The sequence below is a fragment of the Terrabacter sp. Soil810 genome, from assembly GCF_001429645.1.
In the GTDB taxonomy this organism is placed as follows: Bacteria; Actinomycetota; Actinomycetes; order Actinomycetales; family Dermatophilaceae; genus Terrabacter.
Genome location: NZ_LMSW01000011.1, coordinates 1,292,627 through 1,313,283, shown reverse-complemented (window position 1 = coordinate 1,313,283; position 20,657 = coordinate 1,292,627). Strand labels below are relative to the sequence as shown.

Here is a 20,657-nt window from a genome sequence, read left to right as displayed (position 1 = left end):
GTCCGGTGCCCTGGTCAGGGCGTGCGGATCCCGTTGACCATCGCGTCGATGATGCTCTCGACGGCCACCTCGTCGGCCGCGGCCTCGAAGCCGAGCGTGACGCGGTGCCGCAGCACCCGGTGCGTCAGCGCCTTGACGTCGTCGGGGACGACGTGGTTGCGGCCGTCGACGAGCGCACGCGCGCGGGCGGCGCTCGTGAAGGCGATGCTCGCCCGCGGGCTCGCCCCGAAGTCGACGTAGCCGGCGAGGCGCGGCTCGATGTAGTCGCGCGGGTGCCGCGTGACGTAGCCGATGCCGACGACGTAGTTGATGATGGCGGGGTCAATGTAGACCCGGCCCACGAGCGCCTGCAGCCGCTTGACGTCGGCGACGGACACGACCGGCTCGGAGGCGGTGAGGAAGATGCCGGAGTCGATGCGCCGCAGCACCTCCGCCTCCTCGGCCGGCGACGGGTAGTCGAGGACGTCCTTGAGCATGAAGCGGTCCATCTGTGCCTCGGGCAGCGGGTAGGTGCCCTCCTGCTCGATGGGGTTCTGGGTCGCGAGGACGAGGAAGGGGTCGGGCAGGGCGTAGCTCTTGTCGCCGATCGAGGTCTGGCGCTCCTGCATCGCCTCGAGCATGGCCGACTGCGTCTTGGCGCTGCTGCGGTTGATCTCGTCGAGCAGGACGAAGTTGGCGTGCACGGGACCGAGCTGGGTCTCGAACGTGCCGGAGTGCTGGTTGTAGACCTGCGTGCCGACGATGTCGCTGGGCAGCAGGTCGGGGGTGCACTGGATGCGGTGGAACTTCCCGCCCACGGCCTGCGCGATCGTCTGGGCCGCGGTCGTCTTGGCCAGGCCCGGGACGCTCTCGAGGAGCACGTGGCCACCCGTCAGCAGGGCGATGAGCAGGGTCTCCTGCAACCGCGCCTGGCCGACGACCTTCGAGGCGAACGCGGTCGAGATGGCCTCGATGGTCTCACCGGCCCAGTGCAGCTCGTCCGGCGTCAGGTAGCGCGCCGGGGCCGGGGCGGTGCGGTCGGGGGCCGTGTCGATGCCGGCGACGGCGACGTCCTCGTCCGGCGCCGCCGGAGAGCCGGAGAGCTGGTCCGGCTCGTCAGGGACCACGGCGTCGTCCGGGACCGCGAAGGGGGCGGACTCGGCGGACTCGGCGGACTCGGCGGACTCGGCGGCGGGGCCGGGGAGCGCGACGGTGAAGGTATGGCCGTCGACCCCGTCCGTCGGGACGGCACGGGGCGCGTCGGGCCGGGCGCCCGGATCCTCGCGCGTGCCGGAGTGTTCGCCGGCGACCGACTCCTCGGCGTTGACGTTGCCCACCATCGATTCCCTTGCTCGACGCGTACCGGCGGAGGGAGTCGCGCCGGCAGGGACACATCGTAAGCACGGCTGGCTGTGCCGCGCGGGTGGTCCCGTCACCCCGCGGACACTCCGGGGGCCTCGAACGGCCCGTCAGGCGTCGATGCGCTCGCGGTCGACCTCGGCCGCGGACTCGATGATGAAGTCCTTGCGCGGCGCGACCTCGTTGCCCATGAGCAGCTCGAAGACGCGCTCGGCGGCCTCGAGGTCTCGCATCGTCACCTTGCGCAGGGTGCGTTGGCGCGGGTCCATCGTCGTGTCGGCGAGCTGGTCGGCGTCCATCTCGCCGAGGCCCTTGTAGCGCTGCATCGGCTGCTTGATCTTCTTGCCCGACTTCTCGAGACGGGCCAGGGTGCGGCGCATCTCCGGCTCGTTGAAGGTGTAGATCAGCTCGTTCTTCTTCGCGCCGGCGTTGATGACCTCGAGCCGGTGCAGCGGGGGCATGGCCGCGTAGACCCGACCGGCGTCGACCAGCGGACGCATGTAGCGGAAGAAGAGCGTCAGCAGCAGGGTGCGGATGTGGGCCCCGTCGACGTCGGCGTCGGTCATGATGATGACCTTGCCGTAGCGTGCGGCGCCGAGGTCGAAGCTGCGGCCCGAGCCGGCACCGATCACCTGGATGATCGAGGCGCACTCGGCGTTCTTGAGCATGTCGGAGACCGACGCCTTCTGGACGTTGAGGATCTTGCCGCGGATCGGAAGCAACGCCTGGAACTCGGAGTTGCGCGCCTCCTTGGCGGTGCCCATCGCCGAGTCGCCCTCGACGATGAACAGCTCGGAGCGCTCGACGTCGGTGGTCCGGCAGTCGCGCAGCTTGGACGGGAGCGTCGAGCTCTCGAGGGCGTTCTTGCGACGCTGGGTCTCCTTGTGCAGCCGGGCGCTGATGCGCGACTTCATCTCGGAGACCACCTTCTCGAGGAGGAGCGACGCCTGCGCCTTGTCGCCGCGCTTGGTCGACGTGAGGCGGTCGGTCAGCTCCTTCTCGACGACCTTGGCCACGATGGCGCGCACGGCGTTGGTGCCGAGCACCTCCTTGGTCTGGCCCTCGAACTGCGGCTCGGCCAGGCGCACCGTCACGACGGCGGTCATGCCGGCGAGGATGTCGTCCTTCTCGGGCTTGTCGTTGCCGACCTTGAGGCGCCGCGCGTTGAGCTCCAGCTGCTTGCGGAAGACCTTGACGATCGACTGCTCGAAGCCGGTGACGTGCGTGCCGCCCTTGGGCGTCGTGATGATGTTGACGAAGGACTGGACCTTCGTGTCGTAGCCCTGGCCCCAGCGCAGCGCGACCTCGACGGCGCACTCGCGCTCGAGCTCGGTCGGGGTCATGTGGCCGTTGACGTCGAGGACCGGGACCGTCTCGGTGAAGGTGCCGGAGCCCTCGAGGCGCCAGACGTCGGTGATCGGGGTGTCGGGCGCGAGGAACTCGACGAAGTCGGTGATGCCGCCGTCGTGCTGGAAGACCTCCTCGACCGGGCCGTCCTCGCCGGGCGTGCCCTTGAGCCGTCGCTCGTCGCGGATGACGAGGCGCAGCCCGGGCACGAGGAACGAGGTCTGCCGGGCCCGGCCGAGGATGGCGTCGTAGTCGAGCTCGGCGTCCTTGAGGAAGATCTGGCGGTCGGGCCAGAAGCGCACGCGGGAGCCCGTGACGCCCCGCTTGGCCTTGCCGACGACGGGCAGCGCGCTCTTCTTCTCGTAGGGCGTGAACTCCGAGTCGGGCGAGTGCACGGACGTCCGGTCGCCGAACGTGCCGGGCTCGCCCCGTCGGAAGCTCATGCCGTACGTCTTGCCGACCCGGTCGACGGCCACGTCGAGCCGCGCGGACAGCGCGTTGACGACGGAGGCGCCGACGCCGTGGAGCCCACCGGTGGCGGCGTACGAGGCGCCACCGAACTTGCCGCCCGCGTGCAGCTTGGTGAACACGACCTCCACGCCGGACAGACCGGTGCGCGGCTCGATGTCGACGGGGATGCCTCGGCCGTTGTCGCGGACCTCGATGGACCCGTCTCCGCCGAGGATGACCTCGATGTCGGTGCACACGCCGGCGAGGGCCTCGTCGACCGCGTTGTCGATGATCTCCCAGAGGCAGTGCATGAGGCCGCGCTGGTCGGTCGAGCCGATGTACATGCCGGGGCGCTTGCGCACGGCCTCGAGGCCCTCGAGGACCTGGAGGTGGCGGGCGGTGTAGTCGCCGTTGCCGGAGGGAGCGGGTCGTGAGGCGGAGGCCACGGTGTGTCGTTCTCTTTCGGTCGGTGAGCGGCCAGCGGTCGGGCTGTGGAGGGCTGGCAGGGGAAGCCTAGCCACCGCCGCCGACGGCTCCCGGGAGGCTCGCTGGGCCTCGGGTGACCGACCTCACGGACGACCCGGACACGGGCCCCGACAGCCCCGCGCGCCCCACCGGCGCGAGGTGTGCCAATCCGTATCTGCGGGGCGCGGCGAATCACTGACACGTAACGATGTCGACCCGCCGGGCGTCTCAATCACCGAGCCTCGTCATCGGGAAGGTTTCGACGTGATTCACTGTTGGAACGTCCACGAAGCGCGAGAGGTCCACCGGATGGACCGATCGGGCGTCGTAGGTACATGGCAGGGTTTCCCTCCGGGGGACCCCCGAGGGAGGAAAGAGGCGAAATACGATGACGACAGCACTGGCACCCGAACTGACTGCTGCTGACCGCTGCGACCGATGTGGGGCCCAGGCCTACATCCGCGCCCGCCTCGTTTCCGGCGGAGAGCTGCTCTTCTGCGCGCACCACGGTCGGGAGCACCTCCCGGCGCTGAAGGACAAGGCTCTCGACATCCGCGACGAGACGGAACGACTCACCGAGATCCCGGGATCCGCTCCCGTGGACGAACGCTGAGCCCAGAGGCGATCTCCGACCCGGCCCTTCCTGACCCCATCCTGATCCGAACGCCGCCGACGGCTGCCCCGTGATCACCGCGACGAACGTCCTCGTTCTCCTCGCGATGCTCGTGGGCACCGTCGGCATCGTCGTCCCGGTGCTTCCGGGGCTGCTGCTGGTGTGGGGTGCGACGCTCGTGTGGGCGATGGAGCGTCAGGACGGGCCGGGTTGGCTCGTCCTCGGCATCTCGACCCTGTTGTATGCCGTGGGCCTCGTCGCGCAGTACACCGTCCCGGGGCGCCGGATGAAGACCGCAGGGGTCGACGGGGTCATCGTCGCCGTGGCGCTGGTCGTCGCGGTGGTGGGCTTCTTCGTCGTGCCCGTCGTGGGTGGCCCGCTCGGCTTCGTCCTCACGATCTACGTCCTCGAGCTGGTCAAGCACCGGGGGCACGCACCGGCCTGGCACGCGACGACGCAGGCCATCCGCGCGGTCGCCCTCAACATGGGCATCGAGCTCGCGACGGCGTTCGCCATGATCGCGACCTGGGGTGTCGGGGTCTACGTCACCCGGCCCTGAGTGCAGGTCGCCCGGCGACGCACGCCCCTCACGCGCTCCTGACACGACGCAGGACCCCGACGGTATCCGTCAGTGTGATGTGTGCGCTGCACCGGTGTGCGCCGTGTCGTCAGGGGCGCGTCACCACTGGTCGCGGCGGCGCTTCTCCCACCGCTCCTCGAGGCGCTCCATGAAGGTGGCCTGCTTGGCGGACGCGGCCTTGGCCTTGCCGGCCCGCGGCTTGGTGGTGCCGTCGTTGGCGACGGCGGCGAGCTTCGTCTTCGACGGAGTGATGGCGTAGACGATGCCGGCGACCATGATCGCGAAGCCGACCGCACCGAGCCAGATGCTGCTGCTCATCGCTGAGAAGACCACGAGGGCGAGTCCGATGACCGCGGCTACGACGCCGGCGACGAGCCGTCCGCGACCGAGACCGCGCGACTTCGTCTTCTCGATCCGCGATGCGAATCGAGGGTCTTCGGCGTAGAGGGCTTCCTCCATCTGCTGGAGGAGTGCTTCCTCGTGTTCCGAGAGTGCCACCCGGCACCTCCCTGGTGCGAAATCGACTGTGCCCGAATCGTATGTCGGAAACGGCCGACGCGGACTTCTTTCCTTCAGGATATGTCTCGCCGCTCGCGTTGGGAACCCGAGGGCCGGTCGGGCATCAGTGATGCTGGACGCACCGATCCGGCACCGAATCTGGCGCTCGCCCGGTCGACCGCGCGGTCGGCCTCGCGCCACCCGTGTTCGGGCTCGTCGAGGGTGGCCTGGATGGGCGCGACGGCCGACGGGACGAGCCCTTCGAGGCGGACCCCGACGAGCCGGATGCGGGCGCGCTGGAGTCCGAGGCGGTCGTAGAGCTCGCGGGCCGTCGCGAAGATGTCGCGGGAGACGTCCGTGTGGTGGCGCAGGGTCTTGGCGCGGGTGATCGTCGTGAAGTCGGCGAAGCGCACCTTGATCGAGACGGTGCGCCCCGTCATCCCGGCGGAGCGGGCGCGGGCCGCGGTGCGGTCGGCGAGGCGCAGCAGCTCACGGTGGATGCGTACGGGGTCGTCGATGTCGTGGGCGAAGGTCTCGTCGGCACCGATCGACTTCTCACGCCGCTCGGGCACGACGGACCGCGGGTCACGGCCCCACGCGAGGTCGTGCAGGCTCCGGCCGGCGACGTCGCCGAGGGCACGCTGGAGCGTCTCGACGGGCGTGTGCGCGAGATCGGCGACGGTGCGCAGGCCCAGGCGGTGCAGGTGCTCCTCGGTCTTGTCGCCGACGCCCCAGATCGCGCCGACGGGCAGCTGGTGCAGGAACGAGACGACCTCCTCGCGCGGCACGACGATGAGCCCGTCGGGCTTGGCGAGGTTGGAGGCGAGCTTGGCGACGAACTTCGTCGGGGCCACCCCCACGGAGCAGGTGATGCCCTGCTCGTCGGCGATGGTGTCGCGCAGCTGCTCGGCGATCTGCGTCGGGCGGCCCAGTCGGCGTACGGCCCCGGAGACGTCGAGGAAGGCCTCGTCGAGGGAGAGGGGCTCGACGCTGTCGGTGATCATCGCGAAGGTCGCCATGACGGCTTCGGAGATGGCGGCGTAGCGGCGGTGGTCGGGCTCGATGATGACCGCCTGCGGGCACAGCCGCTGGGCCCGAGCCATCGGCATGGCCGAGGTGACGCCGAAGGCGCGCGCCTCGTAGGTGGCCGACAGCACGACGGACCGCCCGCTCGCGCCACCGATGATGACGGGCCGGCCCCGCAGCTCGGGACGCGAGATGAGCGAGGCGGACGCGTAGAAGGCGTCCATGTCGACGTGCAGGACGGTGCACCCGGAGTCGTCGGGCGGCTCGGAGCCCGCCCTGGTCGGCGCGGTGAACTGGCGGCGGCTCATCGTCGGCCCGCCGGACGGGTCGACGCGCTCACGAGGGCGCGGTCAGTCGCGGCGCGCGACGACGTGGAGGGCATTGCCGAGGGTCCGGAGGAACTCGCGCCCCGGTCCGGTGACGAGCAGCTCGTCGAGCTCGGCCAGGGCGACGCGGTCGGCCTCGGAGTCGATGAGCGAGGCCGGGACGAGGTGGCCGAGGATGTTGGTGCCGCGCACCCGGACGTCGGTGAAGCCGGCGTCGGCGAGGAGTGTCTCGAGCTGCTCGACGTCGAAGCGGCGCGGCAGCGGGTCGGTGCTCCCCCAGCGGCCGGACGGGTCGACGAGCGCCGCCCGGGCCTGGCCGAACTCGCCGGCGATGGCCTTGGCGAAGACGACGGACAGCCGGCCGGAGACGAGCAGCGACAGGACACCGCCCTCCCCCAGCACCTGCGCGACGGCGTGGAGCGTGGCGGCGGGGTCGTCGACGAACTCGAGTGTGCCGTGGCAGCAGGCGAGGTCGACGCGACGACCGGCGAGGACGGATTCGAGGGAGTCGCCGTCGCCCTGGACCGCGGTGATGCGGTCGACGATGCCGGCCTCACGGGCCCGGCGGGCCAGCGACGCGAGCGCGTCGGGGCTGGGGTCGACGACGATGACGCGGTGACCGGCCTCGGCGAGCGGGACGGCGACACCGCCCGTGCCGCCCCCGAGGTCGAGCACCTCGAGCGGACGGCCGAGCCGCTGCGAGCACTCGTCGGCGATCCGGCCCACGGCCGAGACGACGGCCGACGGCCGGACCCCTCCACGTCGCTGGGGGCGCTGCTCGTCGGGCACGGGATCCTCCGTCTGGGAACGTGGTACGCGTGGTGCCGCGTGTGGTTCGTGTGCGTCATCACCCTAGTGCCCCGAGCTTCCCGGACTCGCGTGCCACAGCTTGCGTGGCGGGCCGCCCACGGTCTCGCCGGGCACGAGCCCGCTCGTGCCTCGCGGTCCCCTGACGTCGTCTCCCGCCGGCTTGATGTCGGCATAGGGCGACTGCTTGAACCCCGAGGCGTGGACGAGCACCCGCCGGCCGTCCGGTCCCTCACCGACCCCGCCGCCCGTCCCGTCCGGTCCGGCGAGCGCGGTGGCGCGCTCCCATGCCGACCGGTCGGCGGCCTCGAGCGCGTCGCGGACGGCGGTGACGCCTCCGGAGGTCCACGCGTCCTGCAGGGCCGAGAGCTCCCACGCACCGGTGGCCCGGATGGAGACGCCGCGCGGGCCGGTGCGTCGCACGAGACCGCGGCAGAGCAGCAGCCACGAGTGGAAGACGGTGGCGGCATACGGGCCCTGGACGTCCTCGAAGAAGGTGAGGTCGGCCGGGCCGGTGGCGTCGTCGAGCGTGAGGAACACGACGCGGCGTCCGGTGCGGATCGGCGGGGTCTGGGTGGCGACCTTGACCCCGGCGACGAGGACCTCGCGGCCACTGCGTCCGGAGAGCAGGTCGCGCGCCCGGGTCACGCCGAGCGCGTCGAGCAGCGGGCGGTAGAAGTCGACGACGTGGCCGCTCGCGTCGAGGCCGAGCACCTCGAGCTCGGCGCGGACGCGCTCCGGACCGGTCATCTCGGGCAGGCCGCTCGTCGCGGTGAGGCGTGGCGTGTCGCCGAGGTCGAGCGTCAGCTGGGTCGCGATCTGCTCGGGAGCCCCGGCGGAGGCCTGCGACTGGGCCGCGGCGAGGGCCCGGATGTCTCCCGTGGCCGAGACGGACGTGACCCGCCCGCGTGACCCGGCCGGTCCCGACGACCGGCTCGCGGCCGAGACCCGATGGGAGGACCGGCGCGACGACCGCTGCGAGGAGGACCATCGGTCGAGCTCGGCGACGTGGAGCAGCAGGTCGCGCCGGGTGACCCGGCCGCGACGGCCGAGGCCGCCGCGGGCACGACCCACGACCCCGGCCCCGCTCTCGTCGAGACGGGACGGGCCACCGAGGTCGATGTCGTGCAGCGAGTCGAACCCCCCGGCGAGCACGAGCTTCTCGGCGACGGGTCGTGACACGTGGGCACGCTGCCAGAAGTCGGAGAGGCTGGAGTAGGGCTGGCCCGCGACGATCTGCGCCACCTCGGCCTCGCTGATGCCGTGGACGTCGGCGAGCGAGAGGCGGATGGCCTCCCCGCCGTCGTCGGTGCGTTCGAAACGGTAGGCGCCGGTCGAGACGTTGACGTCGAGACCGAGGATCGCGATGCCGAAGGTGCGGGCGTCGTCGAGGATGAGGCGCTTGGGGTACATGCCGGGGTCGTGGGTCAGCACCCCGGCGAGGAAGGCCGCCGGGTGGTGCGTCTTGAGCCAGGCCGACTGGTAGGTCGGCAGCGCGAACGCCGCGGCGTGCGCCTTGCAGAAGCCGAACGACGCGAACGCCTTGAGGACCTCCCAGATCTTGTCGGCGACCTCGGGCGCGTAGCCGCGGTCGCGGGCGGCGGGTCGCCACCACGCCTCGATGCGCTTCTGCCCGTCGGGTGTGCCGAGCGCGCGACGCACCTCGTCGGCCTGGGCGAGGGTCACGCCGGTCGTCTCGGCGACGATCATGAGCACCTGCTCGTGGAAGACGACGACGCCCTCGGTCTCCTCGAGCGCCGGGACGAGCGACGGGTGGAGGTAGGACGGGTCCTTCCAGCCCTGCCTCGCGTTGAGGAACGGGATGATCATGTCGCTCTTGACCGGACCCGGGCGGAAGAGCGAGATGTCGATGATGAGGTCGTCGAAGGTGCGCGGCCCGAACTTGCCGATGAGCTCGCGCTGCCCGGGACTCTCGATCTGGAAGCAGCCGAGGGTCTTCGTCGAGCGGACGAGCTCGAAGGTCGGCTCGTCGTCGAAGGGCACCTGCGACTCGTCGTCGAGGTCGATGTGGTCGCCGTCGACACGCTCGACCTCGACGACGGCGTGGGCCATCGCCGACTGCATCCGGATGCCGAGGACGTCGAGCTTGAGCAGCCCCATCTCCTCGACGTCGTCCTTGTCGAACTGGCTCATCGGGAAGCCGAGCCAGCTCGCCTCGACGGGCGTGCGGTCGAGCAGGACGGAGTCGGACAGCACGACTCCGCACGGGTGCAGCGCGATGTGCCGGGGCAGGCCGTCGAGGCGCTCCACGATGTCGAACATCAGCTGCAGGCGTGGCACGTCGAGGCCGCTCGCCCGGAGCTCAGGCAGCTCGGCCAGGGCGTTGCGCACGTTGCGGGCGGCGATGTGCGGGAAGGCCTTGGCCATGGCGTCGATCTCGGGCGGCGGCAGTCCGAGCGCGGCCCCGGCGTCGCGGATCGCGTGGCGCACCCGGTAGGTGTCCATCATCGAGACGCACGTGACGCGGTCGCCGCCGAAGTGGTCGAGGATGCGCTCGTAGATCTCGGTGCGCCGGGCCGACTCGACGTCGATGTCGATGTCGGGCAGCTCGGCCCGCAGCGGTGAGCAGAAGCGCTCCATGAGCAGCCCGTGTCGCATCGGGTCGACGCCGGAGATGCCGAGGAGGTAGTTGACGAGCGACCCGGCCCCCGACCCGCGGGCCGCGACCCGCACCCCCATCTCGCGGATGAGGTCGCAGACCTGCGCGACGGTGAGGAAGTACGTCGCGTAGCCGAGGGTCTCGATGACGCCGAGCTCGTCCTCGAGCCGGTCGCTGACGGCGCCGAGCTCGTCCTCGGTGCGACCTGGATAGCGGGTCGCGATCGACTCGCGGCACCGGCGCGCGAGGACGCGGTGCGGGTTGGTGCCGGGCCGGATGCCGAGGACGCCGGGCTCGGGCAGGTGGACCGAGCCGATGCCGAGGTCGGCCCGTGGGTCCTGGACGCACTCGGCGGCGAGCGCCGTCGTGCGGGCGAGCAGCTCGCGTGCCTGCTCGCGGGCGAGCGACCCGCCGCCGACGAGCCCCGGCCCCGAGACCTGGACGACGTCGAGGGCGAGCGCGTGCATGAGGGGTGTCGGCGAGAGGTGCCCTGCCGTCGTGACGCGGTCGAGGTGGCGCGCGTCGAGCGCGACGAGCCGGCGGGCGGCGTCGAGGACGTCGACGATGGCGGCGTCCTGCGGGTCGGTGTGGCGTACCGCGGCCGTGATGACGCTCGGCACGCCGACCTCGCGGGCGAGCGCGAGCATGCGTCCGGCCTGTCCGAGGCTGCCGGGCTGGTGCTCGGGTCCGCCGTGGCACACGACCTCGACGACGACGGCGCCGCGCGGTAGCAGCGCGACCCAGCGCTCGAGCGCCGCCCTGGCGTGGTCGCGTCGCTTGGCGAGCACGGCTCGGCCGACGTCGGAGTCGGGTCCGAGGAGCACGACGAGCCGGGAGGGCCCACCGTCCGTCACCGACGGCGTATGCCGTCCGCCTCGTCCGTCGGGTCGGTCGTCCTCGGCGACGGGCGGGGTGGGCAGCAGGCGCGCGTGCTCGGCGACGAGGCTTGCGGTCGTGACGGGGTTGCCGCGCTCGCCGCGCAGGTGGGTCGCGGTGACGAGACGGCAGAGCGCCGCCCACCCCGCGCCCGGGGCGAGACCGGTGCTGCTGCCCCGGGCCAGCACGGTGACACGCGGGAGCCGCGGGTCGACGAGGGCGCCACCGCGCACCGGGGTGCGCGCGGGGCGTCCGCGCCGGCGCTCGGGCTGCTCGGGTCCGAGGGCGAGGTCGACACCGAGGATCGGCGCGACGTCGTGCTCCATGCAGGAACGGACGAACTTCACGGCGCCGTAGAGCCCGTCGCGGTCGGTCAGGGCGAGAGCGGGCTGCCCGAACGCTGCGGCGCGCTCGACGAGCTGGTGCGGCTTGGCCGTGCCGTAGCGCATGGAGTACCCGGACGCGACGTGCAGGTGCACGAAGCTCTCGGTGCCGCCGGCGATGCCGCCGGTGAGGCCGCTGGTGATGGTGGTGGTCGTGGTCATACCGGTCGTCACGCCCCGCTCGCCCGGCTCCTCGAGACGGGGGTGATCGACTGCGGCAGCGGGATCGTCGCCGGGACGCCGAGGAGGTCCTGGACGATCTCGAGGAACATCTCGGCCTGGCGCAGCAGGTCGTCGGACTCGCGTGCACTGATGTGACCGCCGCGGTCGATGACCGACCGGTGGGCCGAGCAGGCCGCGAAGAAGGCCGCCCACTCCCCCAGCTCCGGGGCCACCCCGGGCAGCACCTGCCACACGCTGCGCGGTCGCGAACGCGGCGACGGGACGGTGCGGGAGGCAACGAGGGCCGCGGCGGCGCGCAGGGCCCCGAGGTGGGCGTCGCGGTAGCGCTCGGACGCGTCGCTCGTGCGGCAGGCGGCCTCGAGGGTCGCGCGACCTCGCTCGAGCAGGTCGAGCACGGCGACCGAGATGGGCGGACGGCGCACGTGGTGGGCTGCAGTCATGGTGGTTCCTCTCCTCTCTCGTCTCATGGGCTCAGTCGGCGACCCGGACGAGCGACCACCGGTCGCCGCGCGGGGACTCGTCGTGGGCGAGGTCGTAGACCCCGGGCGCGAACGACCAGCCCGGGCTCGCCTCGACGCGCCAGACGTGCTGCTCGCTCGCAGCGGCGACGAGCGTCTCGCCGGGATGCACCTGCGCCTCGTCGGCCTCGAGCGCGTCGTGCCACCAGGCCCGCCGCTCGCGCCACTGGGCGAGGACGCCACGCACGACGTAGAGGCGACCGCGCCAGATGAACGCCTCGGGCGGTGGTTCGAGGTACCCGCCGTCCTCGGAGGGCCCCGAAGGCTCTGAGGGTCCCGAGGGCCCGGCCGAGCGGGCGGGTCTGTTGGCCGAGTCACCCGGCCGGCCCACCACGGACCGCTCCTGCTGTTCCTGCTGTTCCCGCTCGCGCACTCTCACCTGCACGGCGTCACTGAACCTACGCACCACGACACGTCTCCCTCGGACACGTCGAGGCCGACATCACGACCCGGACCACCCGCGCCCCACACGAGCAGTCCGACACCAACCGACGACTTGAACTGACAACCTGACTGACAACCTGACTGACTCGGACACCGGCTCGAACCTCACCTCCGAGCACTCACCGGGAGAACGACGTTCGAACACCTGTTCGATACTCGAAGCCTAACCCCTGCCGCCGACAGCCTGTCAAGACGGTCCGCGAGCCACTCGGACGTCCTCTCGGGCCGGCGCCCCGGGGCTGCCGGCGCCTGCCCGTTCCGTCCCACTCCGGACCGATCTGAGTAGCCGTGCTCAGGTCGTCCCGTCATGGTCGCCTGCAGAGTGGGGCTGCGGGTTCGGTCCGCGAACGGAGGGGTGCAGGGGTCCCGTCCGCTCACGGATCGGGCCCGTTCCGCTGCCCCGGTGTCCGGGGCAGCGCGCCCCGTTGCGCCGCCCCCGGGAATACGGGAGCGTCAGGGACGTTGGACCTGGGCTCGGCCGACCGGCCGGGCCACAGCCGCACCGGCGCATCCGCGACCGGCGCGCGACCGAAGGAGCGTCGTGGGCGCCGAGCTCATCCCCATGGCCTTCACCACCGGGTGGGGCAGCGGAATCAACGCGTACGCGGTCGTGCTCGTCCTCGGGCTCGCGGACAAGGTCTTCCACCTGAGCCAGATCCCGAACGCCCTGGCACGCACCGACGTGCTCGTCGGCGCCGGGATCCTCTTCGTGCTCGAGATGTTCGCCGACAAGATCCCCTACATCGACTCCGCCTGGGACTCGGTGCACACGGTCGTCCGGCCGGCGGTCGGGGCGACGATCGGCTACCTCATCGGCCACGAGACGGCGAGCCTCGACGCCGCGATCGGCGCGGCCACCGGCGGCGTCACGGCTCTCATCTCGCACGGCATCAAGGCCGGTCTGCGCGCCGCGGTCAACACCTCGCCCGAGCCGGCGAGCAACATCCTCGTCAGCACCACCGAGGACGTCACGGTCACCGGCGTCACGGCTCTCGCCATCGCCCACCCGTGGTGGGCCGCGGCCATCGCCCTGCTCTTCCTCGTGCTCGGCGCCTTCCTCGTCTACAAGCTGGCCGGTCGCATCCGCCGCTACAAGCGTCGCTATGACGCGTGGGGCGAACGCGTGGGCATCGCCGTGCCCCCCGAGCCCCCCGAGCCCCCCGAGCCCCCCGAGCGCCGGGAGCGCCGCGGGACCGCGGCGCCACCACCGCCGTCGCCGGCCCGGGACGACGAGCGTCTCGAGCGACCCTTCGACCAGGAGACCTGACCGGCCGTTCCGGTGAGCCCGGACGTCCCCGGGACGTGGCCCCCACAGGTCTGCGGACCCCTCACAGGGCCTCCCCACCCTGACGACGGCGGGGACACAGTGCCGTTGCCGACGGTGGACACAGCTGGCACGAGGCCAGCCCATCGAAGGAGTGGAACGCATGAGGAACAAGACCATCGCGCTGGCAGGCGCCGGCATCGTGGCCGCGTCGGCGCTCGCGCTCGGCGGGGCCGCCCTCGCCAGCGCGGACGAGACGGGCAGCACGGCCACCTCGACCAGCGGCACCCACGGACAGCTCGGCGAGGGCACGGGCAACGGCAACGGCAACACCGACCCGAGCAAGCCGATGCGCTCCGACGAGAAGCTCCTCACGGGTGACACCGCCGCCAAGGTGACGGCAGCCGCCAAGGCCAAGGAGCCGACCGCGACGATCGAGCGCGTCGAGACCGACTCGGACGGCGTCTACGAGGCCCACATGGTGCGCACCGACGGCACCCACATCACGGTGCAGGTCGACGCTTCCTTCGCCGTGACGGCCCTCCAAGAGGGTGGACCGGGCGGATCGGGTGGTCCCGGCGGCCGCGGCGGTGACCACGACGGCGACGGCCCCCAGGGCCAGCAAGGTGGGTCCACCTCGACGCCGGGCAGCTCTGCCACCCCGTCCGCCACGACCTGACGACACCACCAGATGCCGACTGATCCGCAGGCGGCCCCGGCCCGACCTCGGGTCAGAGGTTGCCGAAGACCTCGAGCGTCGCCGACGAGCGGTTCATCGTGATGAAGTGGATGCCGGGCGCGCCCTCGTCGAGCAGGCGGCGCGACGACTCGGTCGCGATCGCCATGCCCTCGGCGCGCACGCCGGCCGCGTCGTCGCCGTGGCGCTCGAGGCGGTCGGTCACGGCGGTCGGCATCGGCTGACCCGCGAGCTGTGCCATGCGCACGACCTGGCGCGCGTTGGTGATCGGCATGATCGCCGGGACGACGGGTAGCCGCGACCCGCGTCGCACGAGCTCGTCGCGCAGGCGGAGGTAGTGGTCGACGTCGAAGACCATCTGGGTGATCGCGAACTCAGCGCCGGCCCGCTCCTTGCGCACGAGGGTCTCGGCGTCCTCGCCGATGTCACCCGACTCCGGGTGTCCGTCGGGGAAGGCCGCGACACCGACGGTGAAGTCACCGAGCCCGCGAACCAGCGCGACGAGCTCGTCGGCGTGGTCGAGGCCCTCGGGGTGGGCGACCCACGGCTGGCCGAGGCCGCCCTGGGGGTCACCGCGCAGGGCCAGGATGTTGCGGACCCCCGCGGCGGCATACGACCCGACGATGCCGCGCAGCTCGGCGACGGAGTGGCCGACGCACGTCAGGTGCGCCATGGGCGTCAGCGAGGTCGCCTCGAGGACGCGCTGGGTGAGGCGCACCGTGCGGTCGCGGGTGCCCCCACCAGCGCCGTAGGTGATCGACACGAAGCTCGGTGAGACCTTCTCGAGGCGCCGGATGGCGTCCCAGAGCTGCGCCTCGGAGGCGTCGTCCTTCGGCGGGAAGAACTCGAAGCTGAACGTCGGGGTGTCGGCCTCGATCATCGCCGGGATGGACCGCGTGAACCGCTCCGCCCGTGCCATCGAGGATGCCGTGCCGTGTGCCATGCCGCACACCATAAGCCGCGCGCGTCCGCCGCGTCCGGGCTGTTCACGACCGCACCCTCGCGCCGCGTAGGCTGACCACGATTCCCGCGACTCGATGGAGGACCCCGTGCAGACCCCCACCGACCTCGACGTCCTGCGCCGTCGGGTGCAGCAGGCGATCGACGGGCAGATCGCCGGGGCCACGCAGTCGCTGGCCGCGATCGGCGAGGAGACCGCCCCGCTCGTGTCGGCCGTGTCCGGCCTGCTGACCGGCGGCAAGGGGCTGCGCGCCGGCTTCCTCTACTGGGGCTACCGCGCCGCCGGTGGCCCCGACTCCGACGCGCTTGTGCGCCTGGCGGCGAGCATGGAGTTCTTCCAGGGCGCCGCCCTCCTCCACGACGACGTCATGGACCGCAGCGACACGAGGCGGGGTATGCCGTCCGCGCACCGCGCCGTCGCCTCGCTGCACCAGGCGCGTGGCTGGGCGGGCGACCCCGACCGTTTCGGCGAGGGCACCGCGATCCTCGCCGGTGACCTGTGCCTGACGTGGTGCGACGAGCTGTACGCGACGTGCGGCCTGCCGGCCCACGAGCTCGCCCGCGGCCGACAGCTCTTCGACTCGATGCGCACGCAGCTCATGGGCGGCCAGTTCCTCGACCTGCTCGAATCGGCCCGTGGCTGGGAGGGGCTCGACCTCGACGCCCGGATCGCCTCGGCCCGCAAGGTGATCCGCTTCAAGAGCGCGAAGTACACCATCGAGCACCCCCTCCTCATCGGCGCCCTCGTCGGTGGCGCGCCCGACGGGTCGCTCGCTCCGCTGTCGGACTACGGCCTCGCCCTCGGGGAGGCGTTCCAGCTGCGCGACGACCTGCTCGGCGTCTTCGGCGACCCCGAGGCCACCGGCAAACCCGCGGGCGACGACCTGCGCGAGGGCAAGCGCACCGTGCTCGTGGCTCACGCCCTCGACACGGCGTCCGAGACCGACCGTCAGACGGTCGAGAGCCTCCTCGGACGCGACGACCTCGAGCTCGCTGGTGTCGAGGCGATCCGCCGGATCCTCGTCGACACCGGTGCTGTCGACCGGGTCGAGAGCCTCATCACCGCGTTGGCCGGCGAGGCCTGCGCCGCGGTCGACCGGGCTCGCGCGACAGGCGCCTACGACCCGTCGGCGCTCGAGGTGCTCGAGGCGCTCGTCGCGGTCTCGACAGCCCGCCGGTCCTGACGAACGGGCCACCCGGCATACGTCTGCGTCCGGGCGGTCCCGTCGGGACCTGACCGACCGCGCGTCAGAAGGCGAGCTCCTGCGCGCGGCGCCGGATCTCGGTCTTGTGCCCGGCCAGCATGGCGTCAATGGGCGCACCCTCGACGGGCAGCGTCGCGTCCGGCGTGTGCAGCCACTCGATGATCTCGTCGTCGTCCATGCCGCCGTCGGCGAGGACGGTGAAGGTGCCGCGCAGCTCGGGCCGGGGTCCGGTCTCGTCGAAGAACTTCGCCGGGATCGCGACGACGCGCCGCTCGCCGATCCGGGCCGCGAGGACGTCGCGGTCGGCGATCAGCTGACGCACCTGCGACAGCTGCAGGCCGAGCCGCTCGGCGGCGTCGGGAACGGTCAGCCACTCCCCGACGAGCGACTCCAGGTCGCGGGTGGTGGGCACGTCGGGCTGCAGTTCGGGGGTCTCGCTCACAGGACGAGAGTCTGCCACCGTCCCGACCGGCCCGCGCACACCTCCCGGCGAGGCTGACGCGAGCGGCCCGGGGCGAATTACAGCGTTGTATTTATGCTTTAGTGCTCAATTGTGCGCTATCGTCACAGGCGCCACTCGGCTCACAAGCGTCACACAGCACCTCCGCAGCACCAGAGCAACCACCAGCACCACCACGCACGCCACCGAACCCCTTCCGAACGCCCCTCCACGCTCTCGAACTCAGCTGGGCTCCAGGAAAGGACTCCACCCCCATGCCCTTCGCCGACGTCGCCGCGCTCGCCCTGCCCGCACACGCTGCCGTGGCCCCCGTGGCCGCCACCCCGTGGACGACCGTCACGGTCCGCCCGGGCGACACGCTCTGGCACCTCGCCCTCGCGCACCACACGACCATCCGGGCGATCGTCGAGAAGAACCGGCTCACCGCGGGCGGATCGGTGATCCACCCGGGGCAGAAGCTGCTCGTCCCCGGCCGTCCGTCGTCGACCCCGACCAGATCCGCCACGTCGACGCCGGCACAGGCCCGCCCGGCGAGCACGACCGCCACCGTCATCCACGTGGTGCGCTCGGGCGAGACCATGAGCGGGATCGCCACGCGTTACGGGGTGTCGCTGACCAAGCTCCTCGCCGCGAACCGGCTCGCCAACGCCGGACTCATCTTCGTCGGGCAGCGGATCAGCGTGCCGGCCACGCCGGCGCCCCCCACGCCGGCGCACTCCACACCGGCGACGCCGGGCGGTGTGGGCTCGATCTACGTCGTCAAGGCCGGCGACAGCATGAGCGTCATCGCCCAGCGCCACGGCGTCTCGCTGACCAAGCTGCTCGCGGCGAACAAGCTGGCTGATGCGAGCCGCATCTACGTGGGCCAGAAGATCGTCATCCCCGGCACCGTCTCGGCGCCTGCGCCGGCGACGCCGGCCCCCGCCCCGGCCCCCGCGCCGGGCTACCAGTACCCCAGCAAGACCGCGCAGGCCGTCGCCGCGAGCAAGGCGAAGCTCGCGGCCATGGACGTGCCCAGCCGCACCGACACCGCAGCGATGATCCGCGCGACCGCGACCCGACACGGCGTCGACCCGAAGCTCGCACTCGCCATCGGCTGGCTCGAGTCCGGGTGGTACCAGCGCGCCGTCTCCTACACGAACGCCGTCGGCGTCATGCAGCTCATGCCGGTCTCCCAGACCTGGGCCTCGCAGCTCGCGGGCCGGACCCTCGACCGCTTCGACGCGCAGGACAACATCACCGGTGGTGTCCTCATCATCCGCGCCCTCCAGGCCAGCGCCGACTCGCGCGAGCAGGCCATCGCCGGCTACTACCAGGGCCTCTACTCGGTCCGCACCAAGGGCCTGTACGAGGACACGAAGAAGTACGTGGCCAACGTCATGGCCGTCTACGACCGCCTCTGACAGGGCCGCTCCGCGTCCGGGGCCGTCCGTCGAGGAGGTCGCCGGAGGGGCCCTCAGGCGCGGAGCGCAGGCGGAGGGTCTCGCGGTGCCCATGACGCGGCGCGCGCACCGGGCGGGCGACGCGCCCGCACCGCGAGACCCCGCCGCGGCTGGCCTGCGCGGGATGCGCCGGGCCAGCCCGTAAACTTCGCTCCGTGACGTCCAGCGTGGCGGACGCCCTCGTCGGTCGGGTGATCGACGGCCGGTACCGCATCCTCTCCCACCTCGCAGACGGAGGCATGGCCTCTGTCTACGTGGCGCTGGACGGACGCCTCGACCGGGAGGTGGCCCTCAAGATCATGCGCCCCGGGCTCGCGACCGACGACGTCTTCGTCGAGCGGTTCCGCGCCGAGGCCCGGTCCGCCGCGCGGCTCAGCCACCCGAACGTCGTCGCCGTCTTCGACCAGGGCGAGGACGACGGCGAGGTCTTCCTCGCGATGGAGCTCGTCGAGGGCAAGACCCTGCGCGACGTCATCCACGAGGAGGCGCCGCTCACCGCCCGTGAGGCCCTCGCCATCCTCGAGCCGATCCTCCTCGCGCTGCGGGCCGCCCACGTGGCCGGCATGATCCACCGCGACGTCAAGCCCGAGAACGTCATCGTGCGCCGCGACGGCGAGGTCAAGGTCGCCGACTTCGGCCTCGCTCGCGCCATCACCAACCAGGCCGCGACGAGCCAGACGGGTGTCCTGCTGGGCACCGTCTCCTACCTCTCCCCGGAGCAGGTCGAGCGCGGCGTCGCCGACACGCGCAGCGACGTGTACGCCGCGGGCCTGCTCCTCTTCGAGATGCTCACGGGGCGCAAGGCCGTCACGGGCGGCACCCCGATCCAGATCGCGTACAACCACGTCCACGGCTCGATCGTCACCCCGAGCTCCGTCGTGCCGGGGGTTCCGGCCGAGCTCGACGACCTCGTCGCCCACGCGACGGCGCTGGAGCCGGAGGACCGTTTCGACTCGGCCGCGGCGTTCGTGGCCGCGCTGCGCGCGGTGCGGCGTGGCCTCTCGGCGGACGAGCTCGACCGGCGCGGGACCGCGGTCGTGCCCGACCCCGCCACGACGTCGGTGCTGCCGGCGGACTCGTCGACGACGCAGGCCTCCCCCGCCGCTCGACCACGGCGGGCCGACCTGCCGACTGCCCCGGAGCGTCACCGCACGCGACCCAACGAGGTCGGGCGTGCAGCGCTCGCCGGGCTGCCCGTCCACGACGACGCTCCCGCGCTCGAGCACACCGCGGCCATGCCGATCGACCGACGGGCCGGGCGTCGGGGACGTTGGCCCCTCTGGCTGGCGGCCGTCCTGGTCCTGGTCGGCGGCGCGTTCGGTGGGTGGTGGTTCACGATGGGGCCCGGTGGCTCGACCGTCGTGCCGGCCGTCGTCGGCCAGCCGATCTCGCAGGCCGTGGGAGCGATGGAGCAGGCCTCCCTGTCGGTCGAGACCGTCGAGGAGTTCTCCGAGGGCAAGGCCAAGGGAGTCGTCCTGCGCGTCGAGCCCGGTGCGGGCAGCGAGCTCGGCAAGGAGTCCACGGTCCGCGTCGTCGTCTCCAAGGGCAGGGAGAGGTATGCCGTCCCGAAGCTCGTCGGGACCAGGCTGAACGGCGCCGGGGCGGCCCTGTCACCCCTGACCCTCCGGCTCGGCGACCGGGCGCAGGACTGGAGCGAGACCGTGCCCGAGGGCGTCGTCATCTCCCAGGACCCCGCGCCCGGCGAGTCGGTCAGGCGCAACACCGCCGTGTCCGTCGTCGTCTCCAGGGGCCGCCAGCCGATCGAGGTGCCCACGGTCACCGGCGCGCCGTTCGACGCCGCGTCCGCCGCCATCACGAAGGCCGGGCTCACGGTGCGTCGTGGCGAGGACGTCAACAGCGACGCCGTCCCCGCAGGGCAGGTCGTCTCCCAGTCGCCCGACAAGGGGACCCTGCACCGGGGCGACGCCGTCACGGTGGTCGTGTCCAAGGGTCCGGTCATGGTCCAGGTCCCCAACGTCGTCGACCAGCCGGACACCGCCGCCGAGAAGACGCTCACCGACCTCGGCTTCAAGGTCGACAAGCAGTACCCCTTCGGTGAGCTCTTCGAGAAGAAGGTCCGGGCCCAGAGCCTCGCCGCCGGCACGTCCGTGCCCAAGGGCAGCACGATCAGCCTGACGATCGTCTGAGGCCGCCC

The 20,657-nt window shown here is 72.2% G+C and carries 17 protein-coding genes; 7 read left to right on the top strand and 10 right to left on the bottom strand.

All coding sequences use genetic code 11. The features are described from left to right. Window positions 1–14 precede the first annotated feature (14 nt). On the bottom strand, window positions 15–1,034 hold the full coding sequence (locus ASG96_RS11980) for a MoxR family ATPase (RefSeq protein ID WP_162260214.1): 1,020 nt from the start codon (window positions 1,032–1,034) through the stop codon (window positions 15–17). Between the two features lie 414 nt (window positions 1,035–1,448). Then, a complete protein-coding gene (locus ASG96_RS11975) occupies window positions 1,449–3,581 on the bottom strand; it encodes a type IIA DNA topoisomerase subunit B (protein WP_057588037.1) in 2,133 nt (710 codons plus the stop codon). A gap of 407 nt (window positions 3,582–3,988) precedes the next feature. On the opposite strand from ASG96_RS11975, the gene ASG96_RS11970 reads away from it, so the two are divergent. Both ASG96_RS11970 and ASG96_RS11965 read left to right on the top strand, forming a co-directional pair. Then, window positions 3,989–4,213 carry a hypothetical protein gene (locus tag ASG96_RS11970; RefSeq protein WP_026863175.1) on the top strand — a complete coding sequence of 75 codons (225 nt, stop codon included), beginning with the start codon at window positions 3,989–3,991 and terminating at the stop codon, window positions 4,211–4,213. 70 nt (window positions 4,214–4,283) lie between these two features. Further along, window positions 4,284–4,772 (top strand): DUF456 domain-containing protein, encoded by a 489-nt coding sequence (locus ASG96_RS11965; protein WP_057588036.1) that lies wholly within the window; start codon window positions 4,284–4,286, stop codon window positions 4,770–4,772. 120 nt (window positions 4,773–4,892) lie between these two features. Here ASG96_RS11965 and ASG96_RS11960 read toward each other — a convergent pair whose 3' ends face one another. From ASG96_RS11960 to ASG96_RS11935, 6 genes are all read right to left on the bottom strand, one after another. Further along, window positions 4,893–5,291, bottom strand: coding sequence for a DUF3040 domain-containing protein (locus tag ASG96_RS11960; RefSeq protein ID WP_082588752.1), 399 nt, complete (start codon window positions 5,289–5,291; stop codon window positions 4,893–4,895). Between the two features lie 74 nt (window positions 5,292–5,365). Further along, window positions 5,366–6,625, bottom strand: a complete 1,260-nt coding sequence (gene dinB / locus ASG96_RS11955; RefSeq protein WP_056758035.1) for a DNA polymerase IV — start codon at window positions 6,623–6,625, stop codon at window positions 5,366–5,368. 42 nt (window positions 6,626–6,667) lie between these two features. Further along, window positions 6,668–7,432 carry a bifunctional 2-polyprenyl-6-hydroxyphenol methylase/3-demethylubiquinol 3-O-methyltransferase UbiG gene (locus ASG96_RS11950; protein WP_056758037.1) on the bottom strand — a complete coding sequence of 255 codons (765 nt, stop codon included), beginning with the start codon at window positions 7,430–7,432 and terminating at the stop codon, window positions 6,668–6,670. 63 nt (window positions 7,433–7,495) lie between these two features. Next, window positions 7,496–11,491, bottom strand: coding sequence for a DNA polymerase III subunit alpha (locus tag ASG96_RS11945; protein WP_200962678.1), 3,996 nt, complete (start codon window positions 11,489–11,491; stop codon window positions 7,496–7,498). 8 nt (window positions 11,492–11,499) lie between these two features. Beyond that, window positions 11,500–11,952, bottom strand: coding sequence for an SAV_6107 family HEPN domain-containing protein (locus ASG96_RS11940; RefSeq protein ID WP_056758039.1), 453 nt, complete (start codon window positions 11,950–11,952; stop codon window positions 11,500–11,502). Between the two features lie 31 nt (window positions 11,953–11,983). Beyond that, window positions 11,984–12,436, bottom strand: coding sequence for a DUF6504 family protein (locus ASG96_RS11935; RefSeq protein ID WP_255359589.1), 453 nt, complete (start codon window positions 12,434–12,436; stop codon window positions 11,984–11,986). Between the two features lie 579 nt (window positions 12,437–13,015). On the opposite strand from ASG96_RS11935, the gene ASG96_RS11930 reads away from it, so the two are divergent. Continuing rightward, window positions 13,016–13,741: a DUF4126 domain-containing protein gene (locus ASG96_RS11930; RefSeq protein ID WP_057588035.1), complete on the top strand. Its 726-nt coding sequence runs from the start codon at window positions 13,016–13,018 to the stop codon at window positions 13,739–13,741. Window positions 13,742–13,901: 160 nt separating this feature from the next. After that, window positions 13,902–14,417, top strand: coding sequence for a hypothetical protein (locus ASG96_RS11925; protein ID WP_200962677.1), 516 nt, complete (start codon window positions 13,902–13,904; stop codon window positions 14,415–14,417). A gap of 52 nt (window positions 14,418–14,469) precedes the next feature. On the opposite strand, the gene ASG96_RS11920 is transcribed toward ASG96_RS11925, so the two are convergent. Next, on the bottom strand, window positions 14,470–15,378 hold the full coding sequence (locus ASG96_RS11920; protein ID WP_056758045.1) for a methylenetetrahydrofolate reductase: 909 nt from the start codon (window positions 15,376–15,378) through the stop codon (window positions 14,470–14,472). Window positions 15,379–15,472: 94 nt separating this feature from the next. Between ASG96_RS11920 and ASG96_RS11915 the strand changes: the two genes are divergently transcribed. After that, the gene (locus tag ASG96_RS11915) at window positions 15,473–16,579 is read left to right on the top strand and encodes a polyprenyl synthetase family protein (RefSeq protein ID WP_057588034.1); all 1,107 of its coding nucleotides are present in this window, start codon (window positions 15,473–15,475) and stop codon (window positions 16,577–16,579) included. A 64-nt stretch (window positions 16,580–16,643) separates the two neighbouring features. Here the strand turns inward: ASG96_RS11915 and ASG96_RS11910 are convergent, their stop codons facing one another. Next, complete coding sequence (locus ASG96_RS11910; protein WP_082591745.1) at window positions 16,644–17,042, bottom strand: Rv2175c family DNA-binding protein; 399 nt, start codon at window positions 17,040–17,042, stop codon at window positions 16,644–16,646. Window positions 17,043–17,314: 272 nt separating this feature from the next. Here ASG96_RS11910 and ASG96_RS11905 point away from each other — a divergent pair, with 272 nt between their 5' ends. Then, complete coding sequence (locus ASG96_RS11905; RefSeq protein ID WP_057588033.1) at window positions 17,315–18,463, top strand: lytic transglycosylase domain-containing protein; 1,149 nt, start codon at window positions 17,315–17,317, stop codon at window positions 18,461–18,463. A 194-nt stretch (window positions 18,464–18,657) separates the two neighbouring features. Then, a complete protein-coding gene (gene pknB, locus ASG96_RS11900; RefSeq protein WP_235509146.1) occupies window positions 18,658–20,649 on the top strand; it encodes a Stk1 family PASTA domain-containing Ser/Thr kinase in 1,992 nt (663 codons plus the stop codon). The last annotated feature ends 8 nt before the right edge of the window (window positions 20,650–20,657 follow it).